Origin of the sequence: Klebsiella sp. CD33, assembly GCF_051992865.1 — a bacterium.
GTDB lineage: Bacteria > Pseudomonadota > Gammaproteobacteria > Enterobacterales > Enterobacteriaceae > Klebsiella > Klebsiella pneumoniae.
This window is the reverse complement of record NZ_CP197023.1, coordinates 4,789,157-4,805,081: the sequence shown is the minus strand read 5'-3', so window position 1 is coordinate 4,805,081 and position 15,925 is coordinate 4,789,157. Positions and strand designations below refer to the sequence as shown.

Here is a 15,925-nt window from a genome sequence, read left to right as displayed (position 1 = left end):
CCCACTATGTCTGGCCACAAGAAATACCTCTCTGTCGCCCTGCTGAGCGCTGTCTTACTGCCGGCGATGGCCTCTGCCGCTGACGCGCCGGCGACTTTCACCCCGGAACAGGAGGCGAAAATCGGCAAAATCGCCGCCGACTATCTGGTCGCCCACCCGGAAGTCCTGCTGCAGGCGAGCCAGAAACTGCAGCAAATTCAGGCTGAGCAGCAGGCCAGCGCGGCCACTCAGGCGGTGCTGAAGAACGCCGCCGTGTTGACCCAGGATAAAAATACCCCGACCTACGGCCCGGCCAACGGCAAAGTCACGGTGATCGAATTCTTCGACTACCAGTGCGTCTACTGCAGCCGTCTGGCGCCGGTGATGGAGCAGGTGATTAAAGCGCACCCGCAGACCCGCTTCGCCTTCAAAGAGTGGCCGATTTTCGGCGGCCGCTGGGAAAGCTCGCTGGAGGCGGCAAAAACCGGCCTGCAGATCTATCAGCAGAAAGGGGCGGATGCCTATCTGGCCTACCATAACGGGATTTACGCTACCGGCCATAACGAAGGCAAGCTGACGACGGCGGATATCCAGCAGCAGGCGAAGAAAGCCGGCTTCGATACGAAGAAGGCCGCCGACGTCGAACCGGTGCTGCAGAGCATAAACGATCTGGCGCAGGAGATTGGTCTGAGCGGCACGCCGGGCGTGATCGTGATGCCGACCACCGGCGCCACGGAAGCCAGCATCACCGTCTTCCCGGGGCTGGCAGACAAAGCCTCGCTGGAAGCCGCCATCAAAAAAGCCGGCGGCTAATCCCCGGCATATTACCTGTCCAGGCCGCCGACGGCGGCCTTGCTCTCATGCGTCATCGCTCTCTTCCTGCGGCGGCGGTAACGCGTGGCTTTTTAAATCAATAATCTGCCCGATTTGATCGTGGTAAACGGTGAGCAAATTATAGCGGCTCATCTCCGAGATAATCTGCGGCGCGACGTTAAAGCTGCTCGCCAGCTCATCGTCGCGCAGAGCGAGCACCGCGGTATGACGCCGGGTACGGGCGCGGCGCCGGTTGTAGTGATACCAGAGGATCAACAGCCAGCCGTTCAGCGCGGCAATCAGCAGATACACCAGCGCCGTATTCAGGGAGTCCATCAGCGATTCCCAGCGCGGAGAGGGCGGCGCGATGAACTGCATCAGCAAATTGGCGTACAGAAAGAACAGAAAACCGAGCCAGGCCAGCAGCGTTAAGCCGGCGTCGACCAGCCGGGGCAGCACCCGATGTTCGGTTAAGATGAGCGTATTTTCATTCATCACAGGCTTCCTTTTCCCCGGTCCGGACTCACCCAGCGCGCGCGGGAACGTTGACGTTTCACCATCACTTTCGGAAAAGCGACCAGCGTGGTCAGCAGGCCGATCATCCAGTAGACCATCGGGAACCAGATCACCCAGAACAGCGATTTGGCGACCTTTTTCTCATAGCGCCGCTCGATATACAGGCTGGCGACGAACTGCAGCAGGCACATCAGGCCGAGCAGCATGCCGGTGAATTCCGGTGGAAACAGGCTATGCACCGCCAGATTGTCAGGCAGCGGCATCAGGCGGCTGAGGATAAACAGCAGAATGGTGATCGCATAGGCAAAGGCCCACAGCGTGGAGCAGGCATACTCCAGAAACAGCAGCCACATCCGGTGATGCTGCCAGTGAAACAGGCGGCGCAGATTGACCAGAAAGACTTCGGCGCCGCCCTGGGCCCAGCGCAGACGCTGCTTCCATAACCCTTTGAGGGTCTCCGGCATCAGGATCCAGCACAGCGCTCGCGGCTCGAAAAAGATGTCCCAGTGGCGGAGCTGAAGCTTCCAGCTGATATCAATATCTTCAGTGATCATATCCGGGCTCCAGTAGCCGACGTCCGCCAGCGCCTGGCGCCGGAAGGCGGCGATTACGCCGGAGACGGTAAAGACCCGGCCATAGATCCGCTGCGTCCGTTTGATAAGCCCAATGATCGACGAGAACTCCCCAACCTGAATGCGGCCGATCAGCGTGGATCGGGTGCGGATCCGCGGATTGCCGGTGACCGCCCCGACGTGCGGATAATGGATCAACGGCGCGACTAGCCAGGCCGCGGTATCCCGGTCCAGCAGGGCGTCGCCATCGATGCAGACCAGCAGATCGCCGCGGGCGGCGGCGGCGCCCGCTTTGAGCGCCACCGCTTTTCCCTGATTGGCGGCCAGATGGATCACCCGCAGCCTCGGCTCTTCCTGCGCCAGCTGCTGGAGCACCTGGGCGGTGTTGTCCGAAGAGCCGTCGTTAATCGCGATCACTTCAAGATTGGCGTAACGCTGGGCCAGCGCTGCGCTGATGGTTTCCCGGGCGTTTTTCTCCTCGTTAAAGCAGGGGATCAGGATCGAGATCAGTGGATTGCCCGGCAGCGTCGGCGGCGGGGTATCCTCCCCCCACGGCCAGTGACGTTCCAGCTGAAACCAAAAGTAGAGACCCCCGGTGATCCACAACACTGACATAAACAGCGGCCAGAAAAAGACAAAGTCGAGGATAAGCTCGCCGGTAAATACCGCTGCGACACCTAACGGCAGCCCGAATACGAGGCATAAAATGCACAATGCGATAATGCGATCAGTCATGGTCAGGGTACCACCAGGAAGAAAATTGCGGCCTGATACGAGAGATATCAGGCTGGTTGTTAATAAAATCGTCAGGGTAGTAGCCGTAGTTTTTGACGCCGTTCAGCCGCAGCAAACGCATCCAGTCCACCAGCTGCTGGTCGGGAATGGCGTTTTGCTGGCGTCGATTCCAGTCTCTGGCCTGCAGTTCAAAGATGGTTTTCTTCAGCGCACCCGGGTGGCGGGCGACGGCCTGCACCAGCCGCGTCAGCCAGGCCTGGCTGGCGTCGATCGGCACGGACTCCATCAGCGGCATCGCCATGGGGACCGTCCAGTCATAGGCGGCAAGGAAGTCATCCAGATTCTGCGCAAACCAGGCTTCGCTTTGCGGCTCCAGGATCGGCAGGGCGAAGAGATTACGCGCCGTTTTCACCTGCGGGCCGCGGATGTCCTGCACTGCCTGGCGTAGATCCAGAGTGAAGCGGGTCAGGGTTTGGCTTTTGAAACGCATCCATGCCTGGCGCTCTTGCGGACGTTGGGGCACTGGGGCGGCATCGTGCGCCATACCCGTCTGCCGCCAGGCGGCGACCGCCTCCGGGCTCACGTCTTCAAAATCGGTCAGCACGGCGTCGTCGTGAAACAGGATCCCGCTGAAGCTGGCGTGTCGGGCCAGATCTTCGTAGATGTCGGTGATCTGCTGGCGAACCCGGGGATCCCAGGGCGACAGACGGACGTACGGCTGGCGGGCAAGTAACGCCTTCCCGGTTTGCGGATCCCAGCGCTGAACGCGCGGCAGATCTGAGGCAAGATCGAAGGCCAGCACCGGCATCCAGGCATAAACCTTCACATTGCCGCGGGTCTGCAACTGCCAGGAGACGAAGTTAAACAGGTCGGCGCGCATCGGCAGCCAGCGGTTGGGGAAATAGAGCGACTTGACCGTGCCGTCGCCCTGCGGGTCGGAGAAGGCCTGCAGAAAGACGTGGCTGATTTTCATGTCATAGACGCGCTGCACCAGCTTATCGATATTCTTTGCCTGCTGGACGGGATTGGGGTCATAGACATAGTCCAGATCCACATGCATCACCCGAACAGGATCGGCTTCCTGAATTTGGGTCACGGCGCTGGCAAAGGCCTTGAGCGACGGGTTACCGGCGATCAGCAGGCGTGGAATATTGTCCAGATCCTTCACGTTGCCCAGGCCGTCGTTCAGCGTAAACGCCAGCTGATACCCTTGCTGTTTGGCGATGGCCAGGGTGCTGCCGCTGGCGGCGCCGTAGGGCCACACCCAGGCGCGCGGCGTTTTCCCGGCAACCTCATGGATTTTCGCCGTCACTTTCTGCACGTCATCGGTCATTCGCCGGGTAAACTGCGCGTCGCTTTCATAGCGGCCGGTGGTTTTATCCCAGCCGCGGTTGGCGGCGGCAGGCTCGCGGCTGCCCTGCGGATTGGCCGGTAGACCGTAGTGCGAGGCCCAGGTGTGCGCGCCGATCTCCACCAGCGGCGAGCGGCTGAGCTCGCGCACCATCTCCCAGGTAGCGAAGCGCTCGCGCGGCGTCATCAGGCCGCCAAAATTAACGGGCTGACCAGCGGGAGTGTCCACCCAGCTGCCCACCGGCGCCCACAGCGCCGGGACGTTCCAGGCTTTAAGCAGCGGCCATACGCGGGTGTAAAAGCTGCTGTAACCATCGTCAAAACTGAGGAGAAAAGCCTTGGGCGGCAGCGACTTTAAGCCATAATGTGCATCGAGAATGTCCTGAACGCTAATCGCATGGTAGCCGTTATGCAGCAACCAGGCGATCTGCTCATTGAGTGCGCTGGTGCGCACCGAAAGATAACGCTGGTCGGCGGCATCGTCTTCGACGTCATGGTAGGCCAGCACCAAAAAGCGATCCGCCGGCCAGGGTTGATTGGCCTCCAGTTGGGGGCGCTGCTGCGGGGCGAGGAAGGGGACTTCCTCAGCACGCACGCTGAAGATAAGGCACAGCCAGATGAGAAGCATCAGGCCGTTGCGCAGGGTCGTGTTCAGCATGGTCATCCTTAAAACCGTATATTTGCATCAAGAGTGATGGCGAGGTTGTTTTCACGTTTGCCGTCGTAGGGGCGCTTATCCCAGTTCAGCATCACCCCGGTGTCGACGACGTTGTTCCAGCGCAGGCGCTGCCCGTAACCCAGCACCGTGATCGCCCCGGCGGCGTGATTTTTTTGCCAGTAGCTGCCGCCGCCGGCGAGCAGCTGCTGGCTCCAGACGGTGTCATAGCGCTGGTAAAGCGTGTGATCGACGGCCAGCGCCGCGGTGGCAGCGAGGTCCCGTGCCGGACTGTAGTAGGCGGTGTCGGTGCGGCTATTGGCGCTGGCCGACAGACCGGGCTGCAAATCCAGCGTTAACCATGGGGTTTGCCAGAGGCGTTCTTTACCGGAGAGGGTGTACTCCTGGCGGCGGTTGCGATCGGTAAACCGGCTGGCGGCCGCGCTGACGCGGTACTCCCGGCGTTCGTTTGGAGACCAGCGCAGCCAGCCTTCGCCGCGGTTGGCGCTGACGCCGTTGCGTAACGCGCGCAGCGGCGTCTGCTGCGAAATCCGCTCCAGTTCGCCGCCCAGCTGCCAGCGATCGCTAACGTCATGGGCGGCGGAAAGGCGGACGCCGGGCTTGTTCTCGCCGTGAAAATTGACGCTGGAGAGCTCAAGCTCGCCCCAGTAGTCGCGCGGACGCCATTCAATACCGGCAAACAGCTGGCGACGGCTGCCTTTCCCCTCTTCAAAATTGCCTTCAGCGAAGCGGTGCCCGCCGAACAACCGCCAGCTGTCGGCTAGCGGCGGGCTGTAGATCGCCGTCTCAAAACTGAGGTCGTGCGTGCCGCTCACCGGGTTGTCGGAATGCAGCCCTTTGCCAACGCTCAGGCGCAGCTCGGAGAGATGATGGATCTCGCGCGCTCTGGCCAGGCGCTGGGTGTTCAGATCCCGTGGCGAGCGGGCGACGACGTCGTCAGTCAGCAGATCCATTTGCCGCCACTCCTGCAGATCGAGGGCGACCCAGGCCTGCTGGCGCTCCAGCTGCAGGCTGGCGGGTTCCAGAGATTCCGCCGCTTTTAGCTGGCGTTCGGCTGCCCGTGGCAATCCTCTCTCCTGCAGAAGGGCGGCATAGTCTATCTGCAGGCCCTGGTTTCCAGGGGCCGTCGCCGCCAGGCGCTGCATTCGGGCTTCGGCCTGCGGCAGGTCGTTGGTAGCCGCTAAATAGTGCACGTTAAGCGACTGTGCGGTGAGCCAGTCGTCGTTCGGCTGCGGCGTTGGCGAGCCGTAGAGACGACGGATGTAGGGCGCATTCCTGGTGAGGCGGGCGACATACCGTTGCGCCGCCGGGTACTGACCGGTGTCCAGCAGAGCGTAGAAAAGCTCGTGTTCCTCATTCTGTTGGCTTGTCAGCCACGAAGGATGCTGGTGGATAAGCGTCAGCGCAGGCTCAATTTGCTTAAGGGCGATAAAAGAGGAGATGACCCAGCCGATGGCCCAGTCGGGAACGGCCCGCTGCTGGGCGATCAGGCTTTGGTATTCGCGGATGACCTGCGCGTACTCGGCGCTGGCGTACAGCGCGCCCAGACGATCAATACGCGCCCGGATGATGTCGGGCGCAGCCTGTGGGTCGGGGTGCCAGGCGGCGATCATCGCGTCATACTGCGTGAGCGCCGTGCGGGCCAGCGCGTAACGCGCCTTTTCTTCGCGGGAAGGGGTATCGGCAAGGCGCACCAGTTCGGCGGCGGCGTTCAACTGCAAGTTACGCTTTTCCGCAGGCGTCAGTTCGACGCTATTCGCCAGGCCGAGAGCAGGGGAATCAATCCGGTTGCGGGTCAGGGTCGCCATCAGGCTGGCCAGCGCGGTTTTGTTTTGCGGATCACGATCGAGGATCTGCGTGTCCACCAATAGCTGGTCCCAGCTTTTGCCCAGCCGCAGGTAGACATAGGAGAGCGTCTGCAGGTGCGCAACGCTCGCCTGCTCCGCCACCAGGCGACGCGCTTCGCTGAGCGCCTCGCCGTCCTTGCGGGCATCGGCGAGCGTTTTGATATAGCCGATACGATAGTCGTCGCTGCCAGGGGCCTGGCTGAGCGCCTGCTGCCAGAGGGTGAGCGAGGTTTGCCACTGCTTCTGGTTGCGCAGGGCCTGCGCCGCGGCGGCGGTGCCCCGTGCGGGAAGCGGCATATAGACCTGGTAGCGTCGCCAGACTTTCACCACTTCATCGTCCTGACCGGCCCAGAGGGCCACCTGCAGCCAGTCCGCCACCTGAGAAGGGGTTAAGGCATGCCGCAGCTGGTACTGCTGAAGGTAACTGAGAAAGGGGGCGTACTGGCCTTGGCGCGCTTGCAAGATTTGCTGGTCATAGAGCGAATCCGCTCCCTGAACCAGCGCCGGGAAGAGCAAAAGCAAGCCGATTGATAGCGAGAGTTTCGTGTTGCGATTAAACAATAACGTATTTGAATAAGGTGATCTTTCCATTTCTATTTGCCATATGTTCATCAAGAATCCATTGCACAACACGACCGTCCTTTGACGGTGAGTTAAAGGATGAGGATGGTCCCATTTAGCTGACTGGCACTGCAGGTGAATGACCTATTGCAAACTAATAAACATATCTCCTGTAGATAAATGAATGGGTAATTTATACCCGATACGGCAACCGATAAATATGGATAAATTATGGTCTGCGTTTTAAGATAATTCTGTAAAATCGACTTCATTCGAGCGGAAGTGTTCAAGTTGATTTCTTTAACCTACTGATATAAATAAAAAAGAAAGTCAGGTGGAATTTTGTTTCAAAATGGCGGTGTGACTTATATTTAGTTGGGATTAGAGTTTTTTAGGCAATATTTAAGATGATTTCTGACAAAAATTCTCAATAGCAAAAAAAGCATCTTTTCTGTGGATTTTTTTATTTATAATCAATCTGTTTATTTCCTGTCAGAACGCAAGGAGGGTTTTCACAGCCAGATTCAGATGCCGCGCTAATGATAAATCACAGGTCTCGTTATTTTCACCGCCATGCGAAGCGTTCCATAGGGGGAGGGAAAACGTCTGGTTGACGAGAATTTGTTGATTAAATGTTAAAGGGACGATTTGTGGCAACTTTAATGATATTGGTTACCCAGGATTACTATCTTTTTCAAGGTGTTAAGAATTTTTTTCCTGATATCATTCAGTTAGATTCTAGCGGAAAAGCGATTTTAGATAATGAGGTTGATGAAGTCTCTCTGCTGGTTGATAGCCGCTCGCCGCTTTGCCATTACGATTATCTCGTGCTGGCAGCGGCGAAATCCAGAAAGCGAATATGTTGTATCGTCCTCGATATGCGCCATCGGGAAGAGCATTTACTGAGCCTGAAATCGTTTTTAAACATGTCATTATCACCCGCGGATATGGCGACATTATTTGGCCTTTTTCTGGAGATGAATAGCAAGCGTCTGACCAAAGAGTGGTTTGACGATCTGCGCTTAAGTTTGTCTGAACAGTTAATGTTACGTTTACTCATGGCGGGGATGACCATGGAGGAGGTGGCCGTCAATCTCAATACGTCACTAAAAAGCCTTTACCGCAAGCGTACTGCGCTTTATGAGCGGTTGGGGTTAGATAATTTTAATGAAGCTTGCTTATTTATCTTTCGAAATAAGCTGCTGGAGCAGACCGAACGTTCGTTATGAAGCTTCGCTGTACAGAGAATGGATGTTATCGCAAGGTATTTGTTGACGAAAATCTAATAAATTAAATAGATATTGATAGGTACAACCGTCGATACCCGGCGGTATCGATGATGGCATTCGGCATATAATTCCGGAGCTCTTTGGAAGTATTTACCGCCAATGCGGTTTGCTATGCACAGCGATTATTATAATGAATATATTCCTTGCGCCGCACAGGAATAGTTTTGTCATAAATTAACACTACCATGGTATTCCGACTCACGTGTCGGAATACCATGAGATATCGTGAAAGCATCAGAGGAGCGAGGTGGATGAGAATAAGGGACAGTATTGCTGAGCGGCTAGAGGCATGCGGGCTCTACCGTCGGGCGGCATCCAGATGGATTGAGGTGATGCAGCGTTGCCTGGACGATGAGGACCGAGAGTGGATCCGTCACCATCGCAATCAGTGTCTGAAAAAGGCGCAACGTCCGCCGGCGCCGAAAGAGGAGTTTGCCGACCTCCACCAGGCGGCGAAAGAGACTCAATATCGTATGGGCATTGCGAAGCCCTATGGCGAAGCATTCAGGCTGCCCGGCAAAGGGAAAACGGCCGCCGAGTAATGCCTTTCTTCACGACGTTTGCCTGACGGCTTCGCCTTATCCGGCCTGCGGGTCCTCCACAGGTTCAAACAGCGTAGGCCCGCGCAAGCGCATGGACTGCACCCCAAAAGTTGGACACCCAACTGAGTAAGGTGCAATTTTATGGCTAAACCAAAGTATTCCCCTGAAACAAAACTGGCTGTGGTTAATCATTATTTGTCCGGTAAAGACGGAGAACAGAGTACAGCCGACCTTTTTGGTATTGAAAGAACATCTGTCCGTCGCTGGGTCAGGGCATGGCAGTTCCACGGTGCAGAAGGCCTGACTGCAAAAAATAATCATTATTCCGATGAATTTAAACTCGTGGTCGTCCGGGCGGTTATCAGTGACCGCCTGACGATGCGTGAAGCGGCTGCCCGGTTTAACCTCTCCGCAGAAATACTTGTCCGGCGCTGGCTCGACGTGTACAACGATGCCGGAGCGGAAGGTCTTTTAAACATGCAATGCGGACGGCCCGGACAAATGACAAAGCCAAAAAATATCCCACCACTGACAGATAAAGAGCTGGAAAAACTCTCCCCCGAAGAGCTCAGGGCCGAACTGCGTTATCTGCGGGCAGAGAATGCCTATCTAAAAAAGTTGAAAGCCTTGGTTCAGAGCGAAAAAAATGGCAAAAAGCCCTGATAATCAGTGAACTAAGGCATGAACACGCTCTGCGGGACCTTCTGCGGGCGGCCGGTATGTCCCGTAGCACGTGGTATTACAATATGAATGCACTGAAGCAAGGGGACAGGTATGCGGGTCTTAAAGAGAACATCAGGAAGATATACCACTATCACAAAGGTCGTTATGGCTACCGCAGGATCACGCTCGCACTGAGAAAACAGGGGCTGCGGATAAACCATAAAACAGTGCAGCGGCTGATGGCAGAACTGTCACTCCGGTCTGTGATAAGGGCGAAAAAATATCGTGCCTGGAAAGGGAGAACGGGCGAGGCCGCGCCCAATATCCTGAGCCGGAACTTCGGTGCGTCAAAAGCCAACGAAAAATGGGTAACAGATGTGACAGAGTTCCCGGTACAGGGAAAAAAGCTTTACCTGTCGTCAGTTCTCGATCTGTTTAACCGGGAGGTTATCGCCTACAGCCTGTCGGAAAGGCCGGTGATGGAGATGGTGAATACGATGCTGGACGGTGCGTTCCCGAAGCTCAGACCGGGAGATGCTCCGCTGCTGCACTCGGATCAGGGCTGGCATTACAGGATGAGGAGCTATCAGGAACGTTTAAAGGCGCATGGGATGACGCAGAGTATGTCGCGTAAAGGAAACTGCCTGGATAATGCAGTGATGGAAAACTTCTTCGGGACCCTGAAATCGGAGTGTTTTTATCTGAGGGAGTTCAGGAGTGTCAGTGCGCTAAGAAAAGCCGTAGAGGACTATATCCATTACTACAACAACGAGCGGATAAGCCTGAAATTAAAAGGTCTGAGTCCGGTAGAGTACCGAACCCAGGCTCTGAGAGCCGCTTAATATGAACCATCCAACTTTATGGGGTCAGTCCAGCAGCGCCGCCGGGCGATACACATCAGACGCCGTACCCGCGGTTGTGCCGGATGGCGGCATAAATGCCTTATCCTGCTTACAAATGGCATTGGGTCCACCCATGACATTCGTCCGTAGGTCCGCGCAAGAGCATGGGGTCAGTTCATTGCTGAGCGGTTTTTTCGTTTTCAAAGCAAGAGAATACGCATGAAAAAAGGATCTCAAGAAGATCCTTGTGATGTCACGTTCAGCCGTTAACAATTACGTTAATACGACTCATATTTAAGCCCGTAATTCCTACTCCACCTAACGTCAAAAAGGGGCTTTCTATCAATACACCGATCCTCTGTCGGGATGTCGTTAAAACAAAAAACCTCATCGGTAGAAAACAGTAGGTTTTCATCCGGTTCCGTGCGATATCCATTCCCAAAATCAACAATCCATACATGGTAAAAGCCGTCTTTACCCTCGTGTGGAATCCCGTACTTCGCCTGTATTACGGCCTTATTGGCTTCCCACCAGGCTATCTGACGACTTTTCAGGTATGGAAAATGCCTGACCAGAATCGTATTTCCATCGTGAACTGCCACAATCTCAACCGGGGACATATACTGCCATAGTAGATAACCACCTACCGCAGCCGCTACAACCCCCGCTATCAGTCGCTTATTCACCCCGCCTCCCGCTGATTTCCACGGTCGCATTCATCTCGGTGATGAACGGCCTATAGCCGTATTTCACATAGCGCTGCAGCACAAACCAGATCCGGAAAATTCGGCCCTGATGAAAAACAGGGTTCAGGATATCCGCGTCATCAAGCCCGAAGTGGTCCTGTACCCGGTAGTGTACTTTCGCCCGGTAGCTGTCGCCCGTCACCTCCAGTGACTCGAGCGTGATATGCGTCGACCACGTATCATGGACGGTAATCACCAGCCCGTTAGTCTTATCGATCTGACGATCAAATTTAGGTAGAACAGCTTTATTAACTTCCTTAAAGTTGCCCTTTCCGTCGAATAAATCGTCCTTTTTACCGAGAGGAAGAAATCCATATTCGTAGCTAACAGCATCATCCAAGGCCCTTTTAATCCCCAACAACGAGCTATCACTCGAATGGTCATTCAGGATCTGCTCTTTCAGCGCCCTGTCCAGTAATGGGCTGCTGTACGGTGTGCCGCTGTTCCCCTGCATATGATTAATCATGTCGGTGATGATGTTTTTATATGGGCCATGGAAGGAGAATACCTTGGCAAGTCCCCGGAACTCATCAAACATCAGCCGGACACTTTCCTCCCGGGTGACCACGACCGGCGTACTTCCCGTCAGGCTGCCCGGATAAAATACACCATACGAACTGGCGGGCGCTGGTGGGACAAGGGTCAGCGTATACGGGTTCACTTTCGCCGAGACGTCCGTCAGACCAAAGCGCTCTTTCAGTGCTTCCTCGCTCAGATCACCGTGGTGCATGTCCTTTGCGCCGTAGTCATCCATTGCCCTCTGCGTGGCATAAATCAGCGCCGGAAGGGGCATTGGCTCAGGCCCTTTAGCCTTCGCCTCATTCAGTTTTTTCCTGCTGGCTTCCCTCTCCCGTTCGGCAGCCAGCCCGGCATTGCAGTTATATTCGTAGGTGTTATCCAAATCTTGCGGAATGAATTTCGCCCGACACGGGCAGGAGCTGTAACTTTCGATAGAGCCTGCTAGCTGGCGGTTTACACCGCCTACTTCGTACATGTCGCCCATGCCACCACAAATACGGTAGATCCCCGGATGTTTTCCGCAGGTCACTTTATCGCTTTCCCGCGCCTGTGATCGCCCGAAAAATTCGGTGTCTTCAGCACCGGTGATAATTTTACCGCCACAGACGGTACGATCTCCCTGGAAAAGAAAATAGCCTTCCAGCGCCATCAGTGCTTATCTCCCGGCACAGTTAAAAAGCCATCCGGCAGTGCATCGCCCTCACGGAATACAAACATCTGACACCCCTGAGGTGTCGAAATGATTTCATCACCGTTATCCAGCATGCTGCCCACGAGCGCCATCGATTCCCCCTGCATCACCCGACCTTTACCGGCTCCGCAAATAATGGTCGCCTCACGTCCATCCGGATACACAACTTTATCTCCGACCCGCGCAGAATAATGCCCGTCAAGGGTACTTTTGCCGGATGTCTCACGGATCACGCCACCATGACGGGTCAGGCTACCAATCGTTGCACCCCGGAAAATATGGAGAATAGGGCGCTGTAACATTGATTCCATTTCTGCGACGAGTGACTGACGCGACTGTGGCTCAAGTTCTGACAGAAACTCATCGGTAAATGGCGGCTGACGCAGCCGTTCCAGTACATCAGTGGTCAGTTCATTGGTGTATTGCTGTGACATGGTAAATCCTTTTAGTGTATCTGGTTGCTCATTCCGCTCTGAGCGATCATGGATTAGAATTGAAGTTCGATCAGTGTTTCGCATCTGTTCGATCAATCGGGATGCGTTAACTTTTTATAGTGCTTTTAACCTGTTTTTCCCTCGCTTTCCACTACCAGCGAGCTTTTCCTCATCGACTTACCCTGCAGAACCACCCTGCGCGCGTTTTATACAGCAGCCTGTCCAGGATTACGTCTGCCGTTGTCAGGATCTCCATCAGTCCATGCTGTCCACTGGGAACTGATTCACTACGATGGTACTGCTTTGGCCGTAATGGTCTTAGGTGATCTCCAGCAGGCGTTTCTTCGTCCTCCAGGCCCGTGCAAGCGCAGCGCCGCCGGGCGATACACATCAGACACCGTACCCGCGGTTGTGCCGGATGGCGGCATAAATGCCTTATCCGGCCTACGAGTCCTCTGCTGGTTCAAACAGCGTAGGCCCGCGCAAGCGCAGCGCCGCCGGGCGATACACATCAGACACCGTACTCGCGGTTGTGCCGGATGGCGGCATAAATGCCTTATCCGGCCTGCGGGTCCTCCACAGGTTCAAACAGCGTAGGTCCGCGCAAGCGCAGCGCCGCCAGGCAGCGGGTGATAGAACGGAGTTCGATGAAGAGTCCGGATGTAGAAAAGCAAAAACCCGCCTTTTGGGCGGGTTCTTTAAATAGTGGTGCCCGGACTCGGACTAACGCCGCAGGCGTTGAACAGCGCGCTTGCCGCGCTGGCCCCGAAGGGGTGAGCCGCTGTGCGGCGAATAATCGAACGGAGTTCGATGAAGAGTCCGGATGCAGAAAAGCAAAAACCCGCCTTTTGGGCGGGTTCTTTAAATAGTGGTGCCCGGACTCGGAATCGAACCAAGGACACGGGGATTTTCAATCCCCTGCTCTACCGACTGAGCTATCCGGGCAACGGGGCGCATTAAACCGTAATCCGCCCACCCCGTCAACCAAATTTCTTAAATTACTTATCGATTGCTTATCTTTGCGGCAATTCTGCGTTCAAAGGCGCGTTTTGGCTTAACTTCACTGCATGCCGTTATCGCCCTCGCGGGTTTTCCAGCCGCTGGTAATGGCGATAACGTGGCGTAGTCCGGAGATGAGATAATCGCCAATGACCTCCTCGTCCTCACGCGGCGAGCTCAGGGTAATTTCCGCATCCACGCCGTGGCGATAGGCGCCATGATGGCTGAAAATGGTGCCGATATAACACTTCCCGTTCAGCCAGACCGGAATATAGGCCACCGTCTCATAGATATAGTTAACGGCGACGCCGCTGTAGTAGTTATCCGCCTCGTCAGCGGAGGTGCCCGGCGGGATGGGGCAGATCGGCGCGTCGTTGTCGCTGGCGGGTCTGTCTTTCAGCAGGCTGCCCTGCATTACCTCCAGCGAGCGCAGCAGGTCAGCTTTATCGCCGTCGCTCAGGCTGGGGGTCAGCGGCTGGTCTTTCTCCGGGGAGCGGATGCTGTTCAGCGTATAGCGATAGCGAACCGTCACCGCGGGCGTCTGGCTGGTGGTGCTGAACGGGCGTAGCAGGTAGAGGTTATCTTCGCCAAACTGGCCGTTGTACCACAGGGCATACACCTGGCCGTTGATTTTGACCCAGTGGTTCCACTGGTTAGCCCCGCGGCCATTAATGGAAAAGAGGGCGCCGGGCACCCCGGCATCGAAATCATCACCATTATCACTGTCGCTGCCGTTGACGGCGGCAAAATCATCATCACCTCGCTTGAGCACCCCGGTGTAGCTGAAGAGCCCGGTGCCGCCCACATAGCTGTCGATGATCAGGTCGCGTTTGCCGTCGCCGTCGAGGTCGATAAGGGTAAAGCTGACTTTGCCGTTTTCTGAATCCGCGCTAATCGAGGAGCGCAGAAACGCCTGCCACTCATCATCGCTGATATCCGGGGACGGTTTACTGGTCGTGATCAGCGTATCGTCGGCGTAAGTGAGCGTGAAGTCGGTAATATGGCCGGTTAACGGAAACTGCTCGGCGACCTTATTCAGCGACAATTCTGGATCGCTTTTTTGCGCTTTCAACACTGCGTTATACAACGTGCGCAGAGCCAGGTTATCCGCCTCTTTCTGCTGCCTGGGGATCACCTGGCTGACAAAGGTCGGCAGCATCCAGGTGCCACCCGGGGTGATTTCCCGACACATACCGGTGCTGTACTTCAGGCTGGGGGTAAAGGTTTTACCATCCCAAACGCGCGTCTCGCCGGTGACGCAGTCGGCCATGCCCCGTTCTTTGTGCAAAAAGACGATAGCGCCGTCGGCGTAGCTGGAGGCCTCGGTAGTGAGCAGTCGCGGTTTGCTCAACTGGTCGTTATCGACCAGCCACAGGGCATAACCGTCGTTATAGGGCGCTCGCCAGCAGAGCGCCTGCGCCAGAGAATGGGTTTTATCCAGCGCGGTCAGCGTGATCTGGCGATCTGCCGCCGGAATGGCCTGATTCTGCCAGTCGTCGCAGCGCTGGTTCAGCAGCGGCGTCAGGATGGGCAGCAGTTTCTGGCGCTGAAGCATACTCAACGGCACTGGCTGCGCGTTATGGAGAACCGGGGCGGCGATAATTTCCGGGGCGGGAGTGGCTGGCAAAATGGCATCGTCGCCGGCATCGCCTTTATCCAGCAGCGCATCGGCGGTGCCGGTGCGTCGCTGAAACGCATCCATTTTACCCAGCACCTCGCGGCTGCCGGCGCTGGAAAGCGGCAGGTGCTGGCCGTTAAGGGTGAATTCGATTTTGCGCTGATTCGTTAACGCCTGTAGCAGGGCGGTGGTCTGATCGCTGTCGAGGCGAAAGTGGCTGTCGTCGAGAGCGTCCAGCGCGCCAAAATCCCGGTCGTCGATCAGCAGGCTGGCGGTGGAGTCGGCGGGGATATCGTGCTCGATTTGCGCAAAGGTTACCGTAGCGGTGAGGTGCTGTTCGCTGCCCGCGTTGCGGGTCAACAGCACGCTGACCTCACCCATGCGGACGCCGTAACCCGCCGCCCGGCAGGCGCCGGTATTATCGCAGGCGAGCTCCCAGTCTTTTTGTGCAAAGGAAAAACCTTGCAGGGGAGCCGCCAGCAGGGGCGTAGAGCAGAGGCCCAGCCAGGCAGCCCAGAAGAACGCGCGCATAT

At 56.3% G+C, this 15,925-nt stretch carries 13 protein-coding genes, 1 tRNA gene and 1 pseudogene; 4 read left to right on the top strand and 11 right to left on the bottom strand.

The genetic code is table 11. The features are described 5' to 3' along the window. Positions 1-6 precede the first annotated feature (6 nt). The gene (locus ACR809_RS23515) at positions 7-792 is read left to right on the top strand and encodes a DsbA family protein (protein ID WP_032418179.1); all 786 of its coding nucleotides are present in this window, start codon (positions 7-9) and stop codon (positions 790-792) included. A 45-nt stretch (positions 793-837) separates the two neighbouring features. Here ACR809_RS23515 and pgaD read toward each other — a convergent pair whose 3' ends face one another. From pgaD to pgaA, 4 genes are read right to left on the bottom strand one after another with little or no spacing between them, the layout of a single operon-like run. Continuing rightward, entirely contained in the window at positions 838-1,287 is a 450-nt protein-coding gene (gene pgaD / locus ACR809_RS23510) for a poly-beta-1,6-N-acetyl-D-glucosamine biosynthesis protein PgaD (protein WP_004177775.1), read from the bottom strand. Then, positions 1,287-2,615, bottom strand: coding sequence for a poly-beta-1,6-N-acetyl-D-glucosamine synthase (gene pgaC, locus ACR809_RS23505; RefSeq protein ID WP_032418178.1), 1,329 nt, complete (start codon positions 2,613-2,615; stop codon positions 1,287-1,289). Before pgaC ends, pgaD begins: the two co-directional genes overlap by 1 nt. Then, a complete protein-coding gene (pgaB, locus tag ACR809_RS23500) occupies positions 2,608-4,623 on the bottom strand; it encodes a poly-beta-1,6-N-acetyl-D-glucosamine N-deacetylase PgaB (RefSeq protein ID WP_064162164.1) in 2,016 nt (671 codons plus the stop codon). Before pgaB ends, pgaC begins: the two co-directional genes overlap by 8 nt. Before the next feature lie 8 nt (positions 4,624-4,631). Continuing rightward, on the bottom strand, positions 4,632-7,079 hold the full coding sequence (gene pgaA, locus ACR809_RS23495; RefSeq protein ID WP_074177858.1) for a poly-beta-1,6 N-acetyl-D-glucosamine export porin PgaA: 2,448 nt from the start codon (positions 7,077-7,079) through the stop codon (positions 4,632-4,634). Positions 7,080-7,711: 632 nt separating this feature from the next. On the opposite strand from pgaA, the gene ACR809_RS23490 reads away from it, so the two are divergent. Further along, positions 7,712-8,278, top strand: a complete 567-nt coding sequence (locus ACR809_RS23490; protein ID WP_002885396.1) for a helix-turn-helix transcriptional regulator — start codon at positions 7,712-7,714, stop codon at positions 8,276-8,278. On the opposite strand, the gene ACR809_RS23485 is transcribed toward ACR809_RS23490, so the two are convergent. Beyond that, entirely contained in the window at positions 8,273-8,395 is a 123-nt protein-coding gene (locus tag ACR809_RS23485; protein WP_004146686.1) for a hypothetical protein, read from the bottom strand. The genes ACR809_RS23490 and ACR809_RS23485 overlap by 6 nt on opposite strands. A gap of 128 nt (positions 8,396-8,523) precedes the next feature. Between ACR809_RS23485 and ACR809_RS23480 the strand changes: the two genes are divergently transcribed. Together ACR809_RS23480 and ACR809_RS23475 are read left to right on the top strand one after the other, a co-directional pair. Next, positions 8,524-8,880 (top strand): PerC family transcriptional regulator, encoded by a 357-nt coding sequence (locus ACR809_RS23480; RefSeq protein ID WP_305961458.1) that lies wholly within the window; start codon positions 8,524-8,526, stop codon positions 8,878-8,880. 141 nt (positions 8,881-9,021) lie between these two features. Beyond that, a protein-coding gene (locus ACR809_RS23475) for an IS3-like element ISKpn1 family transposase (protein ID WP_085955203.1) occupies positions 9,022-10,385 on the top strand; the annotation gives its coding sequence in 2 pieces (ribosomal slippage) (positions 9,022-9,490 and positions 9,490-10,385; 1,365 coding nt in all). A gap of 278 nt (positions 10,386-10,663) precedes the next feature. On the opposite strand, the gene ACR809_RS23470 is transcribed toward ACR809_RS23475, so the two are convergent. The 6 genes and pseudogenes from ACR809_RS23470 to ACR809_RS23445 all read right to left on the bottom strand — a co-directional run bounded on the left by ACR809_RS23470 (position 10,664) and on the right by ACR809_RS23445 (position 15,923). Further along, positions 10,664-11,071: a DUF943 family protein gene (locus ACR809_RS23470; RefSeq protein WP_032418175.1), complete on the bottom strand. Its 408-nt coding sequence runs from the start codon at positions 11,069-11,071 to the stop codon at positions 10,664-10,666. Beyond that, on the bottom strand, positions 11,064-12,299 hold the full coding sequence (locus ACR809_RS23465; RefSeq protein ID WP_032418174.1) for a PAAR domain-containing protein: 1,236 nt from the start codon (positions 12,297-12,299) through the stop codon (positions 11,064-11,066). Before ACR809_RS23465 ends, ACR809_RS23470 begins: the two co-directional genes overlap by 8 nt. Then, positions 12,299-12,775 (bottom strand): PAAR domain-containing protein, encoded by a 477-nt coding sequence (locus ACR809_RS23460; protein ID WP_032418173.1) that lies wholly within the window; start codon positions 12,773-12,775, stop codon positions 12,299-12,301. The genes ACR809_RS23465 and ACR809_RS23460 overlap by 1 nt, the downstream gene beginning before the upstream one ends. A gap of 125 nt (positions 12,776-12,900) precedes the next feature. Further along, positions 12,901-13,093, bottom strand: a pseudogene (locus ACR809_RS23455) (AAA family ATPase); the annotation flags it as partial. A gap of 551 nt (positions 13,094-13,644) precedes the next feature. Further along, a tRNA-Phe gene (locus ACR809_RS23450) sits at positions 13,645-13,720 on the bottom strand. A 115-nt stretch (positions 13,721-13,835) separates the two neighbouring features. Beyond that, positions 13,836-15,923: a DUF1176 domain-containing protein gene (locus ACR809_RS23445; protein WP_032418172.1), complete on the bottom strand. Its 2,088-nt coding sequence runs from the start codon at positions 15,921-15,923 to the stop codon at positions 13,836-13,838. Positions 15,924-15,925 lie beyond the last annotated feature (2 nt).